This window comes from Pedobacter sp. D749, from assembly GCF_019317285.1.
Taxonomy (GTDB): Bacteria; Bacteroidota; Bacteroidia; order Sphingobacteriales; family Sphingobacteriaceae; genus Pedobacter.
In genome coordinates, this window is the sequence record NZ_CP079218.1 from 64,448 (window position 1) to 88,451 (window position 24,004).

Annotated in this window: 15 protein-coding genes; 9 read left to right on the top strand and 6 right to left on the bottom strand. The window is 38.3% G+C overall.

Annotation, left to right across the window (positions count from 1 at the left end):
• Positions 1-2: 2 nt before the first annotated feature.
• The 9 genes from KYH19_RS00355 (at position 3) to KYH19_RS00395 (ending at position 16,135) form a co-directional block, all read left to right on the top strand.
• The gene (locus tag KYH19_RS00355; protein ID WP_219077124.1) at positions 3-3,473 is read left to right on the top strand and encodes a hypothetical protein; all 3,471 of its coding nucleotides are present in this window, start codon (positions 3-5) and stop codon (positions 3,471-3,473) included.
• Entirely contained in the window at positions 3,470-4,456 is a 987-nt protein-coding gene (locus KYH19_RS00360; protein ID WP_219077125.1) for a hypothetical protein, read from the top strand. The genes KYH19_RS00355 and KYH19_RS00360 overlap by 4 nt, the downstream gene beginning before the upstream one ends.
• Before the next feature lie 32 nt (positions 4,457-4,488).
• On the top strand, positions 4,489-7,017 hold the full coding sequence (locus KYH19_RS00365; RefSeq protein ID WP_219077126.1) for an SGNH/GDSL hydrolase family protein: 2,529 nt from the start codon (positions 4,489-4,491) through the stop codon (positions 7,015-7,017).
• A 30-nt stretch (positions 7,018-7,047) separates the two neighbouring features.
• Positions 7,048-9,195 carry a phage tail protein gene (locus KYH19_RS00370; protein ID WP_219077127.1) on the top strand — a complete coding sequence of 716 codons (2,148 nt, stop codon included), beginning with the start codon at positions 7,048-7,050 and terminating at the stop codon, positions 9,193-9,195.
• A gap of 736 nt (positions 9,196-9,931) precedes the next feature.
• The gene (locus KYH19_RS00375) at positions 9,932-10,561 is read left to right on the top strand and encodes a porin family protein (protein WP_219077128.1); all 630 of its coding nucleotides are present in this window, start codon (positions 9,932-9,934) and stop codon (positions 10,559-10,561) included.
• A 705-nt stretch (positions 10,562-11,266) separates the two neighbouring features.
• Positions 11,267-11,629, top strand: coding sequence for a response regulator transcription factor (locus KYH19_RS00380; RefSeq protein WP_219077129.1), 363 nt, complete (start codon positions 11,267-11,269; stop codon positions 11,627-11,629).
• On the top strand, positions 11,626-12,690 hold the full coding sequence (locus KYH19_RS00385) for a HEAT repeat domain-containing protein (protein ID WP_219077130.1): 1,065 nt from the start codon (positions 11,626-11,628) through the stop codon (positions 12,688-12,690). Before KYH19_RS00380 ends, KYH19_RS00385 begins: the two co-directional genes overlap by 4 nt.
• Before the next feature lie 116 nt (positions 12,691-12,806).
• Positions 12,807-14,117: a glycosyltransferase family 2 protein gene (locus KYH19_RS00390; protein WP_219077131.1), complete on the top strand. Its 1,311-nt coding sequence runs from the start codon at positions 12,807-12,809 to the stop codon at positions 14,115-14,117.
• Positions 14,114-16,135, top strand: a complete 2,022-nt coding sequence (locus tag KYH19_RS00395) for an LTA synthase family protein (RefSeq protein WP_219077132.1) — start codon at positions 14,114-14,116, stop codon at positions 16,133-16,135. The genes KYH19_RS00390 and KYH19_RS00395 overlap by 4 nt, the downstream gene beginning before the upstream one ends.
• Here the strand turns inward: KYH19_RS00395 and KYH19_RS00400 are convergent, their stop codons facing one another.
• From KYH19_RS00400 to KYH19_RS00425, 6 genes are all read right to left on the bottom strand, one after another.
• The gene (locus tag KYH19_RS00400; RefSeq protein WP_219077133.1) at positions 16,136-17,302 is read right to left on the bottom strand and encodes a hypothetical protein; all 1,167 of its coding nucleotides are present in this window, start codon (positions 17,300-17,302) and stop codon (positions 16,136-16,138) included.
• Complete coding sequence (locus KYH19_RS00405; protein WP_219077134.1) at positions 17,302-18,543, bottom strand: YaiO family outer membrane beta-barrel protein; 1,242 nt, start codon at positions 18,541-18,543, stop codon at positions 17,302-17,304. Before KYH19_RS00405 ends, KYH19_RS00400 begins: the two co-directional genes overlap by 1 nt.
• A gap of 31 nt (positions 18,544-18,574) precedes the next feature.
• A complete protein-coding gene (locus tag KYH19_RS00410; protein ID WP_219077135.1) occupies positions 18,575-19,780 on the bottom strand; it encodes a GAF domain-containing sensor histidine kinase in 1,206 nt (401 codons plus the stop codon).
• 437 nt (positions 19,781-20,217) lie between these two features.
• Positions 20,218-20,679 (bottom strand): hypothetical protein, encoded by a 462-nt coding sequence (locus tag KYH19_RS00415; RefSeq protein WP_219077136.1) that lies wholly within the window; start codon positions 20,677-20,679, stop codon positions 20,218-20,220.
• Between the two features lie 232 nt (positions 20,680-20,911).
• Positions 20,912-21,721, bottom strand: coding sequence for a hypothetical protein (locus tag KYH19_RS00420; protein WP_219077137.1), 810 nt, complete (start codon positions 21,719-21,721; stop codon positions 20,912-20,914).
• Positions 21,722-22,288: 567 nt separating this feature from the next.
• Positions 22,289-23,194: a hypothetical protein gene (locus KYH19_RS00425; RefSeq protein WP_219077138.1), complete on the bottom strand. Its 906-nt coding sequence runs from the start codon at positions 23,192-23,194 to the stop codon at positions 22,289-22,291.
• Positions 23,195-24,004: the final 810 nt, after the last annotated feature.

Consider the following 24,004-nt stretch of genomic DNA (forward strand, 5'->3'; position numbering starts at 1 on the left):
CAATGAACAACGATTTAGAATTAGGTATTAATTTTGTTTTTAACACGCCTGAAGCGGAAGCCGAAGCTAAGCGTATAGAAACCAGTATCAGCAGTATTGGCAAATCTGCTGATGGTGCTGCAAAAAAACTGTCAGATAGTGTCAGTAAAATGGCTGCCGCCAATCAGGAGATACTAGATAAATATTCTAAACAAGCCCGTGAAGCTGAACAGATTTTCAAAAACAAACAATCTGCACCATCAATAGCGCCAGCTGTTCCTGAAAGCAATAATATACAGAAAGTAGCAGATGAAATTATTAAGCTAAAGAATGCCAATGAGCAAAATAACCAATCACAGGAAAAAAGCACTAGCATACTAGATGTTTTGGGCATCGAAACCTTTACCTGGACTGACTTGGTGTCGCTGGCCACAACGGCTATTATTGATAATAGAGAAAAGATATACGATTGGGCTGTTGGCTTAATTACAGGTCAAGAAGCCAACGATAAGTTAAGACAGAGCCAGGAAGATTTAAATACAGCATTGGAAAGTTCTCAATACAGCAATGCGATTAAAAGTATTTATGAGTTAAAGGCTGGTATTGAAGAGGCTGAAAAAGGTCATAGGTCTTCAAAATCCGTGATAGACCAATATAACGAAACGTTAGGGGAATCTGCTGGTAAGGAGACCACACTAAAAGGGGTAAAAGATAGCGTTGTCAGAAATTCTGATAATTATGTTGAGGCTATTTTAAAGGAGGCGTATGCGCAAACCGTTCTTACAAATGCTATAAAATCCCGTGTTGAACTGGAAGAAAGAAAAAGAAACGGCTCTAATTTTTCGGATAAATCAAACGCCATAACAACAACATTAAGCGCTGTTTTAAACAATCCGTCAGAAATAGGCGATATAGGTGATATTTATACGCAAGCTAAAAACCGCAATAAGCAATATGGCATACAGGCTTTGGCTGAAAGCGAAAAAGAAGGCTTTGAAGATTATAAAAAAGCTTACGATGGTTTACAGGTTTTTCTAAAAAAGACAAACCTTACGTTAGATAAAGCTGATAAGCCTGATAAGGTTAAAAAAGATCAGAGCATTAGTGAGCGCAAATCTTTATTATCTAAACTAGCCGATATTGATGCGGAATATTCGCGCAAAAGCTTTTCGAAAGATGCGGAAGAAATAGCCGCGTTAAAGGATCAGTTTACTAAGATTAGCAAACTTGTTTTAGACTTTAACAAAAACAATCCTAAAGCAGCTATTAGTTTAATTTCTCTTAACAACCTAGAGAAAAATGCAATTAGTGATTTAAAATATCGCCAGTCAACAGATAAGCAGGCTGTAGAATTTGATAAGCAGAAAAAGCTTTTTGAAGATTACGAAAATTTTAAAACTGCTTATGGAAAAGAAGCGGCAGATAAGCGTTTCGGAACTGAAGTTAAAAGTAGCGCTGATCTGCTGAAGCAAAAGCAAGCGGATTACCTAAAGTTAGCCTTGAAGGCCACGGTTGGCGGTGGGTTAACAGGTGGTGAACAAGAACGGTTAGCGCAGGACAAAGAACAGATTGCAGGATTACAAACTATAGAGGCTAAACGCTATCAGGATGCTTACAATTCTGCTTTAACATTCAACCAAAAGGTAGAACGGATAAACGAAGAATATAGGGCTAACGCGATTGCTTTAGGCGCTGACATTACTGAAGAACAAAAAAAGAATTTATCAGATCAGCGGGATAATGCTGTAAATACAGCAAAAGACGAAGCCTTAAAGAAAACTGCCATTTATAAAAAGCTTGCACAGGAAACATTGGAGCTCACGCAAAGTGATGCTAAAAAACAAAGTGAAGCACTAAAAACACTGCTTGCAGACGGATCAATAAACGGCGAAGTAAAATCACAGATCGAACAGCAGTTAAGTAAACTGGAGGTTACGTTGTCGATAGGTGTAAACCAATCTAACCTGAACGATCTTAAAGCCAAATTAGCTTTAACAAAAGATTTGCTCAACCCTGAAAAGAACGGGGGAATAATAGTTTCACCAGATGAAACAAAACGGATAGTCAAAGATATAACGGCTATTCAAAAGAAAATTAACGATGCAACAAATCCGAAAGGCGGCGCTAAATCCAATTTTGTTAAAGGCCTGGAAGAAAACTTTAAATATCTAAAAGGCGATGCCGCAACGGTTGCAACTGGTGTATCTAAGGATTTAGGCGCGGTATCTGGAACGTTTGGGCAGCTTTCTGAAGCTGTAGGTGGTGTAAATACGGAAACTGGTTACACACTTGATACCATAGCCAAGTTGGCTGCCGTTGGTTCTGATGCTGCTGGTTCATTTGCTGCCTTTGCCAGTGGTGATATAATTGGTGGCGTTACTAAGGCTGTCAGCGCTGTAACTGGCCTTTTTTCAATAGGGAAAAAGGTTAAAGAAATGAATGCAGCCGCCCGTAAAGAGGTTGACGATTTTTACATCAATGCAATAGCTGGAGAGCGTGAATATCAGGATTTAGTCAAAGAACGCCAGTTGCAAACCATTCGTAACAACAAAACTGCTTTACAGGGTATTCGGGATGAATTGGCATTAAGAAAATCGCAGGGTGCTGAATATGCAAAGGAATCTGAGGAAATCATGGCAAAGCTTCAGGGGAAATCTTTTATTCAAAGCGAAAGCTATACGCACGGTACCTGGTTTAGAAAAGCCAATGTTGAAAAAAGCTACAGCAGCCTTCAGGGCATGAACTTCGAACAGCTTAGTGCATTGCTTTCACAAGGCAAATTAGACGGTGAAGCGAAGGCATTAGTAGAGCGGTTAAAAGAACTGGAGCAAAAGGGCTTTGATGCACAGCAAGCGATTGCTGATCTGGCGAAGGAAACGCAAGTAATATTTACGGGTACCACCGGAGACAGTTTAACTGATAGCATTTTAGATATGTTCAAATCAGGTAAAACTGGCGCTCAGGATCTAGCCGACTTTTTTAAGAAAACGATGGATGGCGCAGCCTTATCTATTTTCAAAAATAAAGTGCTGTCTGATCTGATGAATAAGTTTTATGATGAGTTCGCTAAAAAGGCTGAAAGCAATGACGAACTGACGAAAGATGAAACTGAAGAATTGCAAACGCTTTTCACTTCTTTAACTGATGAGGCTAAAACTAAATACGAACAGTTCAAAAAAGTAGCTGGCTCTGATTTGGGTTCGCTAGGTGAAGATACCGGATTAACAGGCCAAATTACTAATTCTATTACGGAGGAAACAGGTTCGGAGTTGGCGGGCTTACAGCGCTCTATGTATGATATTACAAAACAAGGTGTGGTAGTAGCAAAGGATAGCCTGGCGGCAATTAAACAACAAACGCTATATCAATATCAGATTGAGATAAATACGCGCGAAACGGCTACACAAGTTAAAAACGCGGTTTCTGAATTGCAAACCATTAACAGCAATATGAAAGGTTCGGGTTCTACCGCATACGATAGGGGGTTTTTATGAAAAATTACTTTTTAAATGGTAAAAATCTAAAAACAGCCTATGGTATTACCGCCCTTCAGGCTGAAGGAAGTAACCTGGCTATCTCGGGTGCATGGGATTTCCCGGTACGTACGGGCAAATGCTTTCATGATTGGGGTGATGATGACGGAATAGAGCCGTATGTTTCTGCTGAAGAAATACGTTTTGCGGGCCGTGATATTGTTTTCGTTGGTATGGTGTCGGCTGCTACCGAAAAGCAAGCGCTGGTAAGCTGCTATAAGCTTTACAATGATATAGGTAGATTTAATTCCTTAGTTCCTTTCGAAGCTGAAGGGTTAGGTAAATGGATGGTTATCGTTAAATCAGAAATAAAAGCCGAATATATTGGTTCCGGCTATTGCAAAATCACCATTACATTTCGTGAGCCTGTTTGTGATTTATCCGGAATACTGCCAACTAATAAACTCGAGTACAATCCGGTTACAGATCATTTGGATAACCCTATCTACATTAATAACCAGCCTTTGCATATAGGTTCGATTAATTTCGATGGGTACGGCATTGATGGCGTAATGTTTAGAAACTTAGGTTTGATCATACTGGATTTTACAGGCCATTTCGGAAGGCCGGCAGCAAAAGACGGTGAATACAATTCTTATCAAAATGAAGGCTTTAAAATAACCCGGCATAGCGCAAGAGAAATAACAATGAAAGCTTTGATTGTACAGCCCGGTTATGAGGCTTTTAGAGCTGCTTTAAAAGGGCTTTATAAGCTATTCTCAAAAGAAGGTCTACGCTACATCACAAAAGAAAATGATTTTTTGCGTGACTTCTTTGTGAAAGATGGCTTTGCCGTGAGTGATGTAAATATTGAAGCTAAAAGGGTTGTAGCAGTTTTGGAAATGAAGCTTACTGAAGCTAAGGCGTGGCAAAACTGGAGCATCTTAACTGATGCGAATAACAATGAAATAGTAACTGAATTAGGAAATATTATAATAACATAAAAATGGAAACCCCACAAAGATTTTGGCAGGGAATGCCCAAAGCGGCTACGATTAGTTTGCTTGATAAGATCTTGATCGGCATTAATGCTGATGGATCAACAAAGTATGGAGACGTTAACCAAATTGTTGCATTGATTGAAGCAACAGGTTCTGATGGTTTTAAAGGGCCAGCGCTTGCTGATACAAATCCTGGATTGCCAACTAAACCTCAATATTATTCGGCGAAACCTGGTGTTACTTACGCTAACTTTAAAGATGGGGCTGGCACACCGATTTCAATACCTACTAAAGTTGGGGCAAATTATGTGATCAATGCAAAGCTTGTTTTTTCAGGCAACTGGCAAGCGATTTATGATCTTATAACTATAGAATTGGATAATCTGGTTACGGAAGAAGAACTATTGGCCGAAATATCAACAATAAAGCCTCAATCTTTGCCGCCAAATATAACTGATATTTCCATTAATGATCCTGATACTTATTTATCAAATTCAGCATTTGGAAATACGGGCCCCCGTACCTGTATGCCTACTAAATCATCTTATTACACTGTCGCTTATTCAGGTTTAGTTAAAAGATTTTTCTGCAAATTTTCAGGCTCTCAGGTTGGTAGAATTATAAGGTTTTATCTAGTATCTAAGTCTGGGTCAATATATACAGCTAAGTATGATTCCGGTGATATTGTAGCAGAATCGGCAGGCATTAATTATTTTACCCCTCCATTTGGAACTGTAAAGTATGAGGTAGGCGATTACATAGCGGTATACGCGAATATGGGCGAGCAACTATCAGAATTACTGGGGGCAAACGGTTCGGAAGAATCTGCTTTTTTATCAGGTATTCCAGTTGTAGGACAGCCATTTCCTGGAACGGTAAATGTTAATTCAACAATTCGTTTTGCTGTTGGTGCTGATATAACCCCACCTAATGCAATAGCAGGTAGTTCTTGGGGTGGTCAACCAAATGGATTTGCCAAATTAGACGAAAATTCAAGATTATATCCAAATCAAATGCCCACGCAGGTTTCGGGCGATGTAAATCATGAGGAAGTGGCAACTCAAATTTTTTTACCTGAAAAATCACTCCCTGCTATTGTTAGGAATTCTGGTGGTATCGAACATTATAAACCCAGTGCATTAGCATTTTCAGGAGGCTCGGCAGGTAATTTTGTAACAAATAGAATAATAGTTGCGCTACACGAAAGTTTAGGTTTCGCTAATGATGGTATATTAACTGAGATTAGAGTAGGGCCAAATTCTGTCGTACAAGCAACGTCAAAACTACAAGCGTGGATTGTACGTCCAAATAATGGAAAACTTATTTTGTTGCAAAAAATTGGAGAACTAGATGCTTCTGTAGCTAACAGGTGGCACGTTTTTAAAGGGCTTTCTGTTTTTGTTAAAAAAGGTGATGCTGTAGCTATAAGGGGCATTGATTTGCAAATAAAATATCAATCTGGAAGCACCTCGCAAACCAATCATAAAAGTTACCAATTAAATCTCTCTGATTTAACGATGGACGCTTTAAAAAAGGAAATTCCAGCATCCGCAGGCGTACTTAACAGTGGAATAGCCTGGAACGTAGAGGCTGATATCAGCCTTAGTAGCATAGGTGCTTATCCTGTATTAGATGAAAATTTGCACTTAAAAAATTCTTTTGCTAAAGCCCCTGACCTTTATTGGCAGGGAAAAAAAATAATATGGGTAGGTACCTCGATTCCGGCAGGAAGCACGGGCGGATATAAATCATATCCTGTTTTAGTCGGCGAATTCCTAGACACCAACTTAGTTAATGAATCAGTAGGGAGTAGTGGCATTATTTGGGATGGAACCAGGCTTTTGTCATTGTCGGCCACAAGTGCCGAACTAATAGCTACTTACGGTGCTAATCAAGGCGGTTATAGCTATGAAAATAAATTAATAGGAAAGGGAGCGGATCTTATTGTTTTTGATCACGGATATAATGATCGCCCGAAAGCTACAGGGGCGTCTTTAGGAACGTTGCCATTTACAATAAGGACGGGTAGAATATCTGGATCGACTGCATCGCAAACACTGACGGGAGTTAATACTCTTTTTTCTACTGAATTTAAAGCCGGGGATAAGTTGTACGATTTTAGGTTTAGATATATAGGGAAAGTTTTATCTATCGAATCTAATACCTCTATGACGTTAACATCTAATTCTTTCGTTGCTGTATCAAATGCTGATGTTTTTTATGGTACAAGTATGGACAGAACGACCTTTTACGGAGCATTTAACTATGTGATAGATAAATGTTACGATGATAAGCCTACTGTGTCAATTATGTTCGTTACGTCACCCACTGAATACGCCTATCAGGCAGCAGGTGGTGACGGGAGAGCGGCCAACACAAATGCCAGAGATGCAGTTGTAGCTTTGGCTAATGCTTATAATGCTCCTTGCTGCGATCTTTTTAATCTTATGGGTTATAACGGCTCGAACTGGCCTGCAAGGGCTGCTGATAATGTACATCCTAACGAAACCGAGCGAATAAAAGCAGCTCACATGTTATACCACTTTATTAAAGGTGTAGTTTGATGTTGTTTTTGCTAAATATTTAAAATAACTATGTCACAATTGCAAATAAAACGCTCTGGCGTAATAATAGCTACTGTTGAGATCGATGAAAACACTGTTTTCAATCAGGAATGGATGGGGGTTGAAAAGATTACTTCAACCTTCACTTTATCTAATCCTATTGATATTCGGGTTAACGATTATATTGAGTTTTTGGGTGAAAAATACACCATTAAAAACGGCATTCCATGTGATCAGTCTAATGGCTCAACATTCAAGTATAACGTTGAGTTTTTTAGCCCAACATATTACTTGTATAACGTGCCGATGATGCATTTAGATCGTGTTAAGTTTTCGTATGTGGGTACACCGTTGGAAGTACTTTCTTTAATTATAGAAAATTTAAACAATGAAGAGGCTGGCTGGAGTATCGGGGATTGTTCTTTGATTTCCGAGCCAGAAACCTTCAATTTTGATCAGCAAAGCTGTAGAACTGCATTAACCACTTTGGCCGAAACATTTAAACTGGAATATAAAGTTAAAGGCAAAAAGATTTATTTGCTTGAAAAATTAGGCGAAACGCAAAATATCGTTTTGAAGTATGGCCGTGGTTATGGCCTTATCAATGCGGCACGGCAGGCGGTTGATCGGGAATATGCAACTGTTTGGCGTTTTTATGGCGGATCAACAAATTTGCCGGAAGGTTATCGAAATAGCATGGATAGGATTGCTTTAGATTCTCCCTATTTATTAAACGATGATATTTATGGCCGAAAACATGGAAGTGTGATTTTTGAAGATGTTTTTCCGCGCCGTACAGGTTCGGTAACAGCTATTGACGGGTTAAATGCAATTATTGATAATACTTTAGATTTTGATCTAAATATTCAGTCAATAAGTGACGGCGGCGCTAAAATCGTTTTTAAATCAGGTGAATTAAGTGGAGGTGAATTTGTAATTAAATCTTATAACCCAACCACCAAAAAGATTACGTTTGGAGATAGGAAGGATGAAACAACGGGTTACGTTACCCCTAATGCAAGCTTTACCGCTGCTGTAGGCGATAAATATACTTTGATGGGTATAATCATGCCGCAAACATATGTTGATGCTGCTGAAGCAGAGGTATTGGCGTTGGGAACTGAGCATGCAAAAGCAAATAGTTTCCCGCCAGTGGCATTTCCTTTAAATATCGATGAAAAATTTATTCGCGATATGCAACTCATTTATAAAATAGTTGCTGGCGATTATGTTTACGTTATTTCTGAAGCTTTGGGTATTAACACTAAAATAAGAATGCAGTCAATTTCTTATCCTTTGGTTAATCCAGCCAATATCGCTGGTGTAGTGTCTGATGTTGCGCAATACTCCACAGTTGAAAAACTAAAAAAAGATGTTATTCAAAACAAAAAGGAAACGGCAAAAAGCGTAGCTGTTGCGCTTTATGCCCGTCAATTGGCTGATGAAATAAGTAACGCCGCTATTTTAAATCAATTTCAGCGCACTTATGTTGGCGATCAGGCTATTTTAACAGGGGCATTCGTTGCTGGCAATCCTGAAGATGGTGCGGTTGCGGGCATCAATGGCGCGGAAAACGATCCTGAAACTATTCGTTTTTGGGCTGGCTCATCATTCGCGGATAAGGAAAATGCCCCTTTTAGAGTTTCGCAAAGTGGAGATGTTGTAATGCGTAATGCTACACTTCAATCATCTGCCGCCGGAAAGCGTATCGAAATAAATAGCAAAGAAAATAATTTAAGATTTTATGATGAAGCTGGCAATACGCTTATTGATTTTGATGATGATAGTGCCTTAGAGGGTATTTCGATTACGCCTAATGATCCGCCGTCACGGCCTACGCTTCATTTTACTTATGGCCCTGGTATAAGGGTTGGTAACTTTGATAATAACTTAGGCGGTTCGTCAATTAGTCGAAAAGGCTTCTTTTCAAACGGAGTAATTGAGTGCAGGGATATCGTAACCGAAAAAGTTGTTTTTAAAGTTGAGAATGGCAATATTATGCTTGCTGGCAATATCGTTATGGCTGGTGCTATCCAGATATCAGATACTACTTCGGGTGGTATAACGATGGGTGAAGAACCTGGATTAAGCACAATTTATGATGTTCGTGTTGGCGGGGATTCTTTTGTGAGATTAAAGTGGGTTAAAGGCATTTTGGTCGGTATTACTCCTCGATAGATTTTAATGAAAAAACCGCAATACCTGACCAGGTATTGCGGTTAAACTGTAGCCGTCTGGAACTTTATTAATGTTCTTATTTAAAAGAAATCGACTTTATACCTATTAATTAAGTACATTAAAAAAGATATTCTCTTAAATCGATTCTTTTAGGCTTTGAAATGTTGCTTTTTATAAAGCAGCATAAAATAAAGCTACTTTTTATTCTGTTAAAATTCTTTAAGTTCTTTTTAAAAGGCTGTTAAACGGCTTTAGTCTATCCATTTAAAATAGGACATTTGGATTTGATTTCTTCTGAAAAAAATGACACGTTTGGTTTTGCCGATCTTATATACAGAAAGCGAAACATTTTATTTCGCAACAAAAAAGTTTCTGGAAAAAATGTTTCGGGTTGGAGAAAAACCCTTAATTAAAATTCAGCACATGAAAAATTAAGGGATCAAACAAGAGATGTATTTATAAAAAAACGATTAATTATATTGTTAATTAAAAATCGGTTAATTGATCTGAAACTGCGAATCTTCCGCATCAGTCTAAAATTGTCTGCAGCCCTGTAAAAAATGTCTGAAATGGACGGCATTATGAAGTAACTTAATTCCAAATGCTTCAAAAATACCTAAAAACCGGTATAGATTGCTGCCTGCAAGGATTTTATCTTTGGCTAACCTTTTGGGAGGCTTTATGAGGCTGTCCAAAAGAAGAATTTCATTCTTTAATCAAGTTTAATCTTATCTACATGAAAAAACAATTATTTGTGATGGCTGTCTTTATGGCTGCCAGCGTTATTGCAATGGCCCAGTCGGCATCAAAAGGCAAAGTATCGCCTAAAACTAAAGTTGAACGGGAAAGCAAGGTCTCAGCAAAAAATACGACTTCAATCAGGGCATACGGAAAAGGCGATCAATTGCTGAATATTGGTATCGGTATTGGCAGTCCGTTTTTTGGTTCAGGTTACGCTGCATCGCTGCCGGTAAATCCCAGTGTTTCTTTCGAAAAAGGTATTACCAACGAAATTAGCGTAGGTGGACAATTGGCTTATGCCAGTTCGAAATATGATCTAAATACGGCAGGTGCAAACTATAGCTTTAAACAGAATGCGTTTTACATTGGCGCCAGAGGTTCCTACCATTTTAATGAATTGCTTGAGCTTGCACCTAAATTTGATGTGTATGGCGGGGCGAGTCTGGGCTATGTTATTGCCAGTGTAAGTGACAGCGAGGGTTTTAATGGTGCTACAGGCAGCGGCATTGGCTTTGGTTTGTTTGCAGGCGGTAAGTATTACCTTTCTAACCATACAGCTCTTTTTACGGAACTCGGTTACCAGAGCCTGGGATTGCTTAACGTGGGTGTAGCTTTTAAACTTTAAGGATTAAAATATTTACTAAAAGGAATTTCCACAAATTATTGACGCTATTACTATAGTCAAATAATTATAGAACCCAAAAAGCCCATCATTCGATGGGCTTTTTGGGCTATGAAAAAAAGCCAAACGAACACTCTCCAGGTATTTTATTGCAGAGCACCATTGGATAAAACATTACTTAGCTAAGTAGGTCATGCCACCATCATGGCCAATTTTACTAAAAGCTTTCGCGATAAATATAAATGTACACCTGGTGATTTTCGGGAGCGTTAGGTGATTTTAAACAAAATAATCATTTTCTGCATTATTCTTTTAGGGTACTATAGCTTTACTTAGAAATACAATTGCTTTCTCAAAATGGCACGCCATGATGATGCCTGTTATAGGTAACATGATTAAAAAACAGCTATATAACTGTAACTTTTCATCCACAATATCCATCAACCTTCATGCTTTTTAGTTGTAGTTTAAAACCTGTAGTTGTACGCTAAAAATCCCTGGGGTTCATTCTCTGAAATTATGGACCTTAGCCTCCCTGCATGGAAAGCGGTTTCTACGCACTTTCTGCCTTTAAGTGCCAATAAGGTGCTATTTATTCAGTGTTTGGACACTGTGTATTTCTTTGATCACGATTACTGATTGCGCTCCTAACTGTTTAATTATACATCTAAATGTATTACCTTAGCAAGGATAATTTAATGATTTAATATGAGGGTATTAGTTGCAGAAGACGATGAGTTAATGCTTAGAACAATTGAATTTCGTTTAAAAAAAGACGGACATGAGGTTATTCTGGCTCGTGACGGAAGAGATGCTTTACAGAAAGTAGATGAATATGAGCCTGACCTGATTATTTCTGATGTAATGATGCCTTATCTTTCGGGGCTGGAAATCGTAGCAGCAGTAAAAGAAAATCGTCAGACGCCTATTGTAATCCTTTCTGGAATGGGACACGAGGATATGGTGCTTGAAGCTTTTCGTTTAGGTGCAGACGACTATTTAACAAAGCCCTTTAGCCCTAGTGAACTTTCTGTGCGGATAAAGCGGTTTGCAGTTATTAGTCAGAGATGATTTATCTTAGATTACTTCTATTGTTTTTCTTTGCTCTGGCGATCTGCCTGATCATATTTCTTTCTTTTTATTTATTTATTAGAAAAATCTGGAGAAAAGAATATGGGAACTGGGATAGAATGATAGAAATGTTACTTCGTGAAGCTATATTTTTTCATGAGGCCGATACCGGCCAAGTGGCCATAATTCCGGTAACCCAACGGTTCCAGGCTAACTTAAAAAACAGGAGATTCTATAATCGATTTGTAAAAAAAATTATCGCAGCAAAACGTAACGTATCGGGACAGTATGGAGACAATCTCCGTAATTTATACATTCAGCTTGGTTTGGATAAAAAAGCACTCCGATTACTTGGAAGCCATAAATGGCATCTGAAAGCTTATGCCATTCAGCAGCTTGGAACGATGGGCCTTAAAGAGCATCTTCCCAGGATATACCGTTATACCAATCGTAAAAATGCCCTGGTGCGTGTTGAGGCACAAATTGCCGTATTAAATCTTATTGGGGCCGAGGGGCTTCGTTTTCTTGATATTACCTCCTACCAGATCACCGATTGGCAGCAGATTAAGCTTTTAAAAGAATTATCCATAATACCCCAGGCGGAGTTGACCGGGATGGACAAATGGCTAAGCTCCGGGAATTCGAGTGTTATTGTTTTTGCACTTAAACTAGCGCGAAATTATCGCCGTTACGAGCTTTATGCAAATATTGTGAGTTGCCTTGATCACAGCGAGCCTAATGTACGTAAGGAGGCGATCTTAACACTAACCGATATATACGTAGAAAACACATCTGAAGTGCTGCTGGCCAGGTTCGATGGAGAAACTTATGAAAATCAAATTGCTATCATGGATGCAATAACAGTGATTGGAGATGTGGAAAATGTTTCAACACTGTTTAGTTACCTGGATGCCGGGAACGCCCAAATGAAATTTGCGGTTGCACGCGCCATTGTTAATGGAAGTGCTAATGGCCTGGAATGCCTGATGAATGATCACAGATCGAAAACTTACCCGCTAACAGATATGATTCCTCAACTAAAAAACGAAATTAAATGGTGAGCTGGCAATCGTTTTTAATAGATTTTTTTACTTATGGATTGTTAACCTATTCGGTGTTACTTTTATCCTGCTACTTTTTTTTCGCTACGCTCTCGATTGGGGAAATTCGTAATTACATGCGTAAAAATAGCTTTACAGATTATGGATTGCTTGCTGGCTCTACGCAGGCTCCAAGTGTCAGCATATTAGCACCAGCCTATAATGAGGGGGCAAACATTACTGAGAATGTTCGGTCTTTGTTATCCATCAATTACACCAATCTTGAAGTAATTATTATTAATGATGGAAGTAAAGATGATTCATTATCAAAGCTGATTGAGGTTTATGATCTTTATAAAGCTGATTTTTTTATCAACAGCCAGATTGAAACCAAAGAAGTAAATGGTGTTTATAAAAGCAGAAAGGAAGTTTACAAAAAGCTAATCGTTGTTGACAAGCAAAACGGCGGAAAGGCAGACGCCTTAAACGTTGGTATAAACGTTTCGAGCAACAGCTATATTGTTTGCATCGATGTTGATTGTATTTTAGAGCAGGATGCTATTCTCAAACTGGCAAAACCTTTTTTAGAAAACACGAAAAAACGGGTTATTGCAACCGGTGGGGTAGTTCGTATTGCCAATAGTTGTATTGTTGAAAGTGGGCGTTTGCTCAAAGTTCAGCTTCCCGAACAGTTCCTGCCCCGTGTTCAGACGCTTGAATATATCCGGGCTTTTTTGCTGGGTAGGATGGCCTGGAGCCGCTTAAATGGTTTGCTGCTCATATCTGGCGCTTTTGGAGCATTCGATAAAGAAATCGTGATCAAGTGCGGAGGATATAATCATAAAACAGTGGGTGAGGATATGGAATTGGTGGTAAGGATGAGACGATATATGCAAGAAAAGGGGATTGCACACAAAGTGAGCTTTATCCCCGATCCGCTATGCTGGACAGAGGCACCATCGACCTTTAAAATATTGGGGCGACAGCGAAATCGCTGGACCCGCGGCACCATAGAGACCTTGAAGTTGCATAAAGTCATGTTTTTAAATCCGAAATATGGCGTTTTAGGTATGATTAGTTATCCTTATTGGTTTTTCTTTGAATTTTTAGCTCCATTAGTGGAGTTTTTCGGAATTATTGCCTTTATTGTATTTGCCTGCCTGGGGGTGATTCAATGGTCATTTTTTTTCAGCTTATTGCTTTTCATTTTCAGCTTCGGATTTTTGTATTCAGTTTTTGCAATATTAATGGAGGTGCTCACTTACAACCAATACAAAACGAACAAAAACCTGATGGCATTAATTCTTACCGCTTTTCTGGAGCCGTTGATTTTCCATCCGTTTGTAGTATGGTCTGCTGTAAAGGGTAATATAGACCTGTTACGGAAAAAGAATTCCTGGGGAGAAATGACCAGGCAGGGATTTACAAAAGAAAAAGCTCAACAATGATCAAGCGTTTTAAATCAGCAACCATCGTTTTTCTGCAAATTGCCCTCGTTTGGCTTATTGCTTTAATTGTGATCAGAGCACTGGAAGTTCTGGTTAACGGATTAATTCATCAATTCCCGGCTAAGCTATTGGGCTTTATGTTATGGTCATGGTTGGCAGATCTAAGCTTTTGGCTTAAATGGTTAATCTTTGAACTGATTTTATTTGTGCCGCTATTTTTTGTTCACCCCAAACGGGCGACAATTAGCTTTAAAGTATTTGTTGCCATTATCATCTTCATTCAATTGCTTCTCTGCCAGTATTTCTCTACTGCCCTGGTGCCTTTGGGAGCCGATTTTTATGGCTATTCTTTTGCTGATATCAAGCAAACAGTTGGCGCTTCCGGTACGATAAAACTTCCTTTAATTTTAAGTTTTTTAGGTATGATTGTGCTTCTGGTAGTTACACTTAAGCGATTGCCCAAGCGTATCAAGGCCCCGTTATGGTTGGCCTGGTCTTTGCCTGTACTGTCCGTTTTTTATCTGATGACCAATGGAGAGGAACATCTTTTCAAAAAAAACTTTGAAGACCTTTTCATCAATAACCTCGCGCTAAACAAGGCCGATTACTTTTTTAAAAGTTCTTATCTTCATTTTTATCCCGGGGATGAGGATGTGGATATTTATGCCGATGCCTATATTGGGGATTATGGTAATGGTAGTATTGCACACAGTACTTTCAGCTATCTGGGTGGATCGGAATATCCCTTTTACAGGAAAGCGAATGATCCTGATGTGTTAACACCATTTTTCAACAAGGCGAAAAGTAAACCGAATGTTGTAATCATTGTCGTTGAGGGGCTGGGCCGGGCGTTTACCAACGAAGGTGCCTATCTGGGAAATTTCACTCCCTTTATTGATTCATTAGCCAATAAAAGTCTTTACTGGAAAAATTTTTTAAGTGCTGGTGGTCGCACGTTTGCAGTCCTCCCATCTTTAATGGGATCTTTACCTTTCGGTAAAAATGGTTTTCTTGATCTGGGGCGGCAAATGCCAGATCATCTATCTTTGTTCAGTTTGCTGAAGTATAATGGGTATAAAACTTCATTCTATTATGGAGGTGACGCAACCTTTGATAATATGAACCTGTTTCTTCAAAAGAACCGTGTTGATGAAATCAGAGACATTAAGACCTTTCCCGCAGGTTATTCTAAACTGCCGGCGGAAAATGGATTTTCATGGGGATATGGAGATCAGGAACTATTTCAATATTATCTGGCAAACAGACCTTCAAAAGCCGATAAACCTGCGGAGTTGAATGTAATTTTAACAGTATCAACACACAATCCTTTCCTGATTAATGAACAGGAAAAATACAATTTGAGGTTTGAACAGCGCATGGTTGATTTGGGATTCGACGAAACTAAGAAAGATAATTATCGTAATTACAAACACCAATACGGGACTATTTTATATACGGATGATGCTTTGAAGAGCTTTTTTAACAATTATAAGAAACGGGAAGACTATAGCAATACCATTTTTGTAATCACGGGAGATCATCGGATGCCTGAGATCCCAATGAGTAACAAGATAGACCGCTATCATGTGCCTTTGATTATTTATTCACCACTGTTAAAGCGTAGTGCGCAGTTCGCATCCATATCTACACATTTCGATGTAACCCCAAGCTTACTTGCGTATCTTCAGTCAGGCTATGGTATAGACTTACCGGGCACTGCAAGCTGGATCGGATCGGGGCTTGATACTGCCCGCTCATTCAGAAATGTTCACAGTTACCCGCTTATACAAACCAAAACCGAGACGATTGATTTTATCCAGGATTCATATCACCTCAATGGCACATCGCTTTATCAAATAGGTGAAAATATGCAGGAGGAGTTAGTAAGAGATGACGTGAATTACGAACGCATAAAAAATGCCTTCGAAAATTTCAAGCGAAAAAATGCGGGTTTGGGTTCAAAGACCAGCGTGTTGCCACCATCCATCATTCAGAAATACAGTCCGGTAAAGAAATAGCTATTTGTTGTTGTACCCGCTTTCCTGATCAAGGATTGTGGTCATCATTGGGCGATAAAAATTCCAAAAGAAGCTGGATCGTTCCATCGGGTTACTGCTGTCGTAGAATAACCATTTGAAGGCACCAATTCCTCCGAAATAAGAAGAAGACAAGCTGACTGGATTGTCGCAGAAATCTCCGGAGAAGTAATAGAAGCGATAATCGGTATTTTTGTGCATTAATACTGCAGGAAAAACAGCGGTAAGGCCATTTGCTTTCAAAAGCGCCTGCCCTCTTGAGTTAACATCCATCCGGAAGCTGGCAACCTGGGTATTGATAGTTTTGTCTGGCTGAATGACGTCAAACCAGAATGCATATTTAATCTCTTCAGGCAAACCCAGTACTTTTTGTCCGTATTCACTACTGATAATATGCGGCATTGGGTTTTTTAAGTCGCGGCCATCCTCCAGAATGATGACCCTATCTTGATCGCTAACCAAAGCAATGCCCGACTTTTTAAATGGCCAGTTGTTGTTGTTTGCCCGTTTATAGTTGTTAATGAGCCACTTTGGAAGTTCTTTATTTTTTGCTGTATCAAGGTTTTCAAAATAACGGCCTGTCCAGCCGGTCCAATGCATTGCGAACATATTCTCGAACTGCTTTCTGGTTTCTTTGCCTGTTGGACTTCCAATGCTATTAAATTCTGTAATAATGAGTTTTCTTTTCTGCTTCATCTGCTTTAGTAACTCAATATCCTGGCCGCTCATCCCGCCATAAACCATTCCGGAGCGTTCATTATTATTCTTTTGGGTATACCATTCGTTTCGATAAATCCCATAGGTATCAGTAAAATAAACCAGGTTGATGTCCTCACTTAATTGCTGTAATTGATCATTATTAAACCGCTCCAGGCCTTTCAGACGGAATTTTTCTTTCTCCAAAGGGAAGAAACCAAAATAATCATGATCTATTTTATAAAACTTGCTTGCTGTTTTCGTTAGTTTCTGATGATTTAGCACCCATAAGAAAGAGATATGTTCCTGGCCGGCTGGTGTGAGAACTGTTTTATCGATTATTGCAGCAACCATTTTGGTTTTTGGTTTTAAATACCAGCAGAGCCACATTATTAATGGAATGCCGGCAACAACAGCAAGGGCAATCCATGGTTTCTTTATCTTTTTTGTCATTAGAAACGTCTTATATAGCCAATCCCAAGATCAAGTTGATTACCTTTGGTATTAAGTCTGTATTCCTGGTTCTCCAACCCGAGGTTAACGGTGAAGATATTAAGCGATTTAAACGCTTTCCGGTAACCGAGCGTAATATTATTTGAACGAAGCTTGTAAGCTGTGTTTCCGATTAAAACATTGTTTTGGGGGTCATCTGGCGATAAACCAGTGCCCAGCCGAAGGCTAAAATAATCATCAGCACCACCGAAATAGTATCGGGTGGTTAAGGCGAAAGACTGAGAGACCTGATCGTTGGAAGGGGTTAAAAAAGTTCTGAAATTAAACCAAAAGTTTTTATAGTATTTCCCTACAGATGCAGTATAGCTCCAGGTTGATTCGCCAAACGTTAAATAGCGAAATCCAGCTTCAGCTTCAAAGCTTGCCGGTAGGTTTGCATACAATGAAAAGCCTGCACGGTAATGAGGAAATACCCCTACATCATTAGAGTACCCACCACTGATGTAAGCCTGAAAGGTGTCTGATATACGAGGATATGCATCTACCTCGAACTGAAGGCCGCTGCGGTTAAAACGATTCGCATAATTTACTCTTCCGGTAACCGAGCCCAGTTTGGTTTGCCTGCTATAGTCTAAACTCACAATGTGCCAGGGATCATCGAATTGTTTATCGAAGTATACAAAGTCGTAATTGAGTCCTATTTTGTTTTTGGAAGAATTTTCCCTTACTCTTACTGCAAGTGTACGTGCCTCAGTAAGGTTAGGCGATCGTTTTAGTACCTCTTCAATAGTTGCATTCGCTTCGGTCCATTTTTTTAAGCTGTTAAGTATTTTAGCTTTTAACAGCAGAAGCTCATCGTCTGCAGGATGGAAAGTAAGACCTTTATTCACGTTGAGCAGGGCCTTTTCATTATTGTCTTCCCAAAATTCCAGGGTAGCATTAGCAAGATTTGCGTCTTTATTGTCAGGCTGTTTTGCTAAAACCATGGCAAAAGCTTGCCTGGCACTATCAGGCTGCTTGTTCCAGGTGTAAATTCTGCCTAAAAAAATCCTGATATCAGCATAGTCCGGGCTTTTGGCTAAGGCCTTTTTGCTGAGTGCTATGGCTTTAGTATAGTCTTTTGACTTGAAGGCTGCAGCCCTGGCTTGGGTAAACAGCTCATCTGCACTGCCATCCTGCGCTTGCGAGAATGTCGAGAATAGTAGACCTGAGAACAGTAATAAATAAAATTTAGACTTCATGATAGCAAAACTAGATTTTAGCAAACGAAAATTACAAATTACTTTGGGGAAGTTCAATGCGAAAGGTTGTTCCCTGGCCTTTTTCAGAAGTGATGAACATTTCACCATGCATTTTATCGATTAAGTGTTTTACTAATGATAAGCCAAATCCGTAACCTTTTTCGCCTCCGGTTCCTTGTTTTGTACCCATGCCTCCCGTTAGAATTTCTACAATTTCATCTTCGCTAATTCCGACTCCGCTGTCTGCAACTAAGATTTGTAAAATATTTGCTTCCTGTTTCACCAATAAGTCAAGTTCTACAGTTATTGTACCACCAGCTGGGGTAAATTTCACCGCATTTGAAATCAGGTTTCCACTAATCTGCAGTAGCTTGTTTTTCGAAAATACAATATTTTTTTTATCCGGGTTAATGCTGATTTTAAGATTGATTTTTTTGTAGGCTGCCTGTGGTCCGTAAAGCTCCAGAAGTTTGGCGCGAAAGCTACTGAGGTCAAACTCATTCATACCCGGAGCTTTCACTTCATTATGATCAGAAAGTATTTCGTCGGCAAGATCCAAAAGTGATTTACTTCCGCTATGGATCAATTTGATAAACTCAATTACCTGATCTAAATCGGTATTTTTTCCTTGCTCAGTAATAATTTCAGATAAACCTATTATCCCTGCGAGTGGTCCGCGAATGTCATGAGCAACTTTTTTGTTTGATTCACCGGCATCTTTTAATTTGTTTTGCAGCGACTCCATGGTCTGATAGGTTTTTATCCTGTTCATGATCTCTACAGCAATGATCTTTAGTAGCTCAATCTTCTCCGGACTCAGCATTTTCAGTTTGGTATCCAACACACAAAGCGCACCGATGTTTAACCCATCATTATCCTTAAGCGGTACCCCAAAATAATAGCGAAGCGACAACGGTTCTCCAACATAAAAATTTTTATTGAAACGGTCATCTGCCGAAAGATCGGGTACTTCGAACTGATCGGCTTGCGTAATCGTGTATTGGCACACCGATTCTTCCCGGGTCATCTGATGTAAATCAAGGCCGTGCCTGGCTACTGTCCACTGTGTATAAACGTCGATGAGGTTAATCAGTGAAATTTCTGTGCCAGCTACTTTAGCGGCCAGATGGGTAAGATCTTTAAAGCTTTCAGACAAACTTCCGTAATCAATATCGAGATCAGATAATTTTAAAAGCCTCTCGGTTTCGTTAGGTGGTAGAGGATAATTTTCAGACATATTTTTGTTTCTACTTTGAATAACCATTTGCTTCTATACAGGCATACTATGGTCCTATCAAAAACATATCGAAGATACGATTTTGACGATAAAAATTCAGGTACACAACTTATATGTTTCTTAATTATATTCTTGCGGTCAGTAATGCAAGAATATTAAAACAGAGGATATATTAATGATAAAAAGGGACTCGAATGTAAGTTCAAAGGAGGTTTTTGAATCAGAAATGGAACGAAGGATATGTTTTTGAGCTCAATTAATGTCGCTCAAAATCAAAATTTGCCGCCTCTTTTCATTTTTTCTCTTCCTATTGATCGTCAACAAATTTTTCTGAAAGCGGCTTTTCGCAATGGGATTACTCACTAGTCAATGACAATTATAACCAAAATAGGGTAGGTACTGCGGGCATGTTGCTTTACTATTTTGAATTACCTGCTTCAGGGCTGCTTTATATTAAATGTCCACTCATAATCATACTCTGGGGTATCTTTGGTGATGACCGGGTATTGAAGCAATTTAATTGTTTTAATATGATCATAATCTTTGTTTTCCAAAAGATATATGCCCAGATTCCTGTTTATAAATTCAATGCTCTTCGGGTTAAGTACCTTAGCACCACCAGCTGCGGGCATAATTTTAATTCTAATCTTTTGTACTGCGCCCATAACAAGTTTTTGATTCAACTCATAAGGCCCTGGCATGTGGTCGGTTTCTCTTGACTTGGTTAAAACTTTCTGATTCAAATAGATTTCAAAATCGATATTCCGGGGGATCTCATGGTTTAAAAAGAATTTTCTGGTTATCGTACTTGTTTTGGCCTTACCTGTCTCGCTACAGGAATTTGCCATTAATAGCGTTAATAAAGAGAGAATGCTGATTAAGGTATGTTTTATCATCATTACTGAGAATTTTGTTTATCAGTTTAAATTTGAAAAGTAATAATTCTCCAAATGTACTATGATAACACGGATTTTATTCACAATTGATCTATGTTTACTGCTTGTATAAGGTGATTTTATTTGCGCAAAGCCCATTAATAGTATGTTAACTTGGAAATAGCCTAACATTAACTGATCCGCCAGCCTAAACACAATTGACTTTTACATTTATAACTCCCAATAAAACCAGTTTTCAATCTTTCTTCACCAATATCAGTTGGCCAGACTGGTTAAATTTATAAATAAAGCTGCTCCATCTTGTTCCGTTTTTACATCTGGTGATAAGCCTTTTGTGTACTTTATCAACTTTTAAATTCTCCATCAGGCCACAACCTGTATTATCTGGTTCCGTAAGTCTGTTAAACCTTGTGTTTAAAGGATCATATATAAAAACATCATAAGAACTGTTCATGATACTGCCCCTGGCTGTCTCAAATGCGATATCATCGTTGCCGTCGAAATTGAAATCCTTAATTTCTATCCGTCTTGCCTGATTTTTATCGAGGTGGTTTAAAAGGTGTTTTGTGCTGCCTCCATCGGGGTAAATTAAGGTTAAATTATCATCATAAAAGGCATTATAATAAACTTTTACATCGTTTAAAAGAACCATACTTTTTCCGTCATAAAATTCATCATCCTGAACCAACTCGAATGTAAATTTCTTCCCATCTTTAAAGCGGATGTAGTAAATATCAGCAACATTTCGCGGCCACTCGGTAATACCATATTCACCTGTAGCCTTGCCCCTATAAATCTCAGTATACTTATAGAAGTGAAAATCAGGCTGACCGCTTTCTCGTTCAGAACTATCTACATCAAACGTTTTTAATTTTAGTGTTATAGGCTCTTTTTGGCCTTTGTACCAAACAAAAGCACCTTTTTTATGCTGGAAGCCAAAAGTAAATTCAATAGGTTTTGCAGTACCAACAGACCTGAATTTCATTTGTGAAAAAGTTAATAACGGCATTAAAAATGCAATACTGACAAATATTTTAAATTTCATCTTATACCTATTTATTTAAGAATAACTGTGAATAAAAGCTTTGTAATTTCTAATGATGAAAAACGATAAGGCAAAAACGAACAAATTAAAAGGCATAGCGCTCAAAATAGCTAAGCCACCCCAGGTTAAACCATAAAATATATCTGAAAATAATTTTTTAAAAAAATCAGATCCCTGGGGAAAGTAGCCTGCGTTCATATCAAAAAAAGACCATAATAAACCAGAAAAAAGCTAAAGAAAGCAAAATCCAGCATACATAAAAAATGAAATAGAAGATGCTGGCAGGTGTTATCTTTTTGTTGCCTGTTAACAACAACGTTATTATAAAAAAAACAGCGAATACCATTATAAATGAATAAGGATGCATCCGGTGATAGGCCGATCCCAAAGGAGAGCCAACAACCTGATCAACGAGTTTATTTAAAATAAAATATAGTACGGATGTAGTCACATAAAAAACAGCACTACATAAAACTGCGTATGATAATCTATTCAATTGCCTGAGGGATATCATTACATTTTTATATTAAAGCGGGAAATGGTCAATATGCCCGATAAATCTGGTGATCATAATTTCTGTTGTTCTGCATCAATTAAACTGCGTATCTTCTCGTCTTTAAAGTTTGTTAATAACATTTTAATCAGTTTATTGGTTGGGCTCAACGGATATTTGCGCATAAATCTGTTGAATTCGTCTACATTTTCGGGGTTTATGAACGCTTTTTCAGAACTTTGATATTCTATTGTTGACGTATTATCCATTCCAAATAGATAGTCACTCTGGTAAGATTGGTATTGTTCCCTTATTTTATTCCTGAGCTTAGATGTCGGATATTTTGCCAATAGTTTTTCCCAAACTATTACTCTTTCGCCAATTTTTTCAAAAGATATGAGTAAGGATGCATCTGCACTATAAGAAACTTTATCTTCCTCACTTTTGATCGCTATATATTCTTTATAATCATCCGAAACATAGTTTTTGAAAATGTTATGGTAATAATCATTTTTGGTTTTTATTTCAACCATGCCTTCGCCAATTTCGTCGTAATCAAGATGATACTGTTCCAGAAGCGTTCCTAATTTTTTTACCCTGATTTGGGTTTGGGCATCTTCTTCATAAAATTTGTCGAGTAATTGGCTTTCAGCTTCTGTAATTTTTCCAACGAGCATCTCATTTGCTGCTAAATAAGCGTCATAAATTCCGTCAGCTTCGGTTTTTGAGGCGGTTGAAAGCTTGGCCTCTATTTTTTTCCTCTCGCTACCAATCAATAACAGCAGCTGTTCAGTGGTCATCTTATGTTTTAATGAAGTGGTCGCGATAGTGTCTGCTATTGCACTGGTATCAGGATTTTCAAGAGCAATTTTTTTAGTGTCTGTTTTCAATTCAGTAGTAGTACCGGCTGTTCGTGTATTATCCCGGCAGGAGACCAAGATGAGGGCGACGAATAGATAACAATAAAATTCAGTTTTCATGGGCACTATTAGTAATTATAACTTATGATTTAGCTAAAATACAGAACTAAGTGTAAATAAAAAGATGTTCCTGGTATTATTTCTCATGTGTGTGATGTTTTTTTACCTTTGTTGTAATCTACAGCTACAACTTTCGAGGAGTTTTTGGAGCGGAAACTCCTACCTTTGCTTTAAGTATATGTGCTTGAAACCGTTATTTGCCATCCAATTCAAAATATCTATTTGTGTTGGCATTTAAATAAGTTTATGCTGGCTCGATATCGAATTAAAATTAATCGTCATTGTGAAATACTTTAAGATAATTATCCTCTGTTTTCTCATCGCCTCAGTTTTTAGCTTGAGCGGTGTGTTTGTGCTGCAATCCACCAGTTTGATTGGTAAAGCAGATTCAGATTTTAAAAACCTACCATATGGTATCGCTATCGGTATTAATCTCTGTCTTTTTCTTGGAAGCTTTACCATTTTATTGAATCTTCAGGAACATGTTAGAACTAACATCCTATATAAGGCGCTAAGTTTTTTTCTGCTACCGTGCATATTTATATTATTTTTATTATTGGTCATGTGGGATCAGCCTTGGCCAGGCGTGCTATTTTGCGTTCCTTACCTTATTTTCTTATTTATCTTTTTTGTTCGTTCAAAAAAACAAGATAACAGGAATTATAAAAATTGAAATCGATTTTGAGTATTTGCGGATACTGCTCCTATTTGCACCAAATACTTTCATGATTTTGTAGGCATTGTAGTATCAATTTCACGCAGCAATTCAATTCACTTGCGCCACTAACTTATCTATTTTTTTCAACCGTC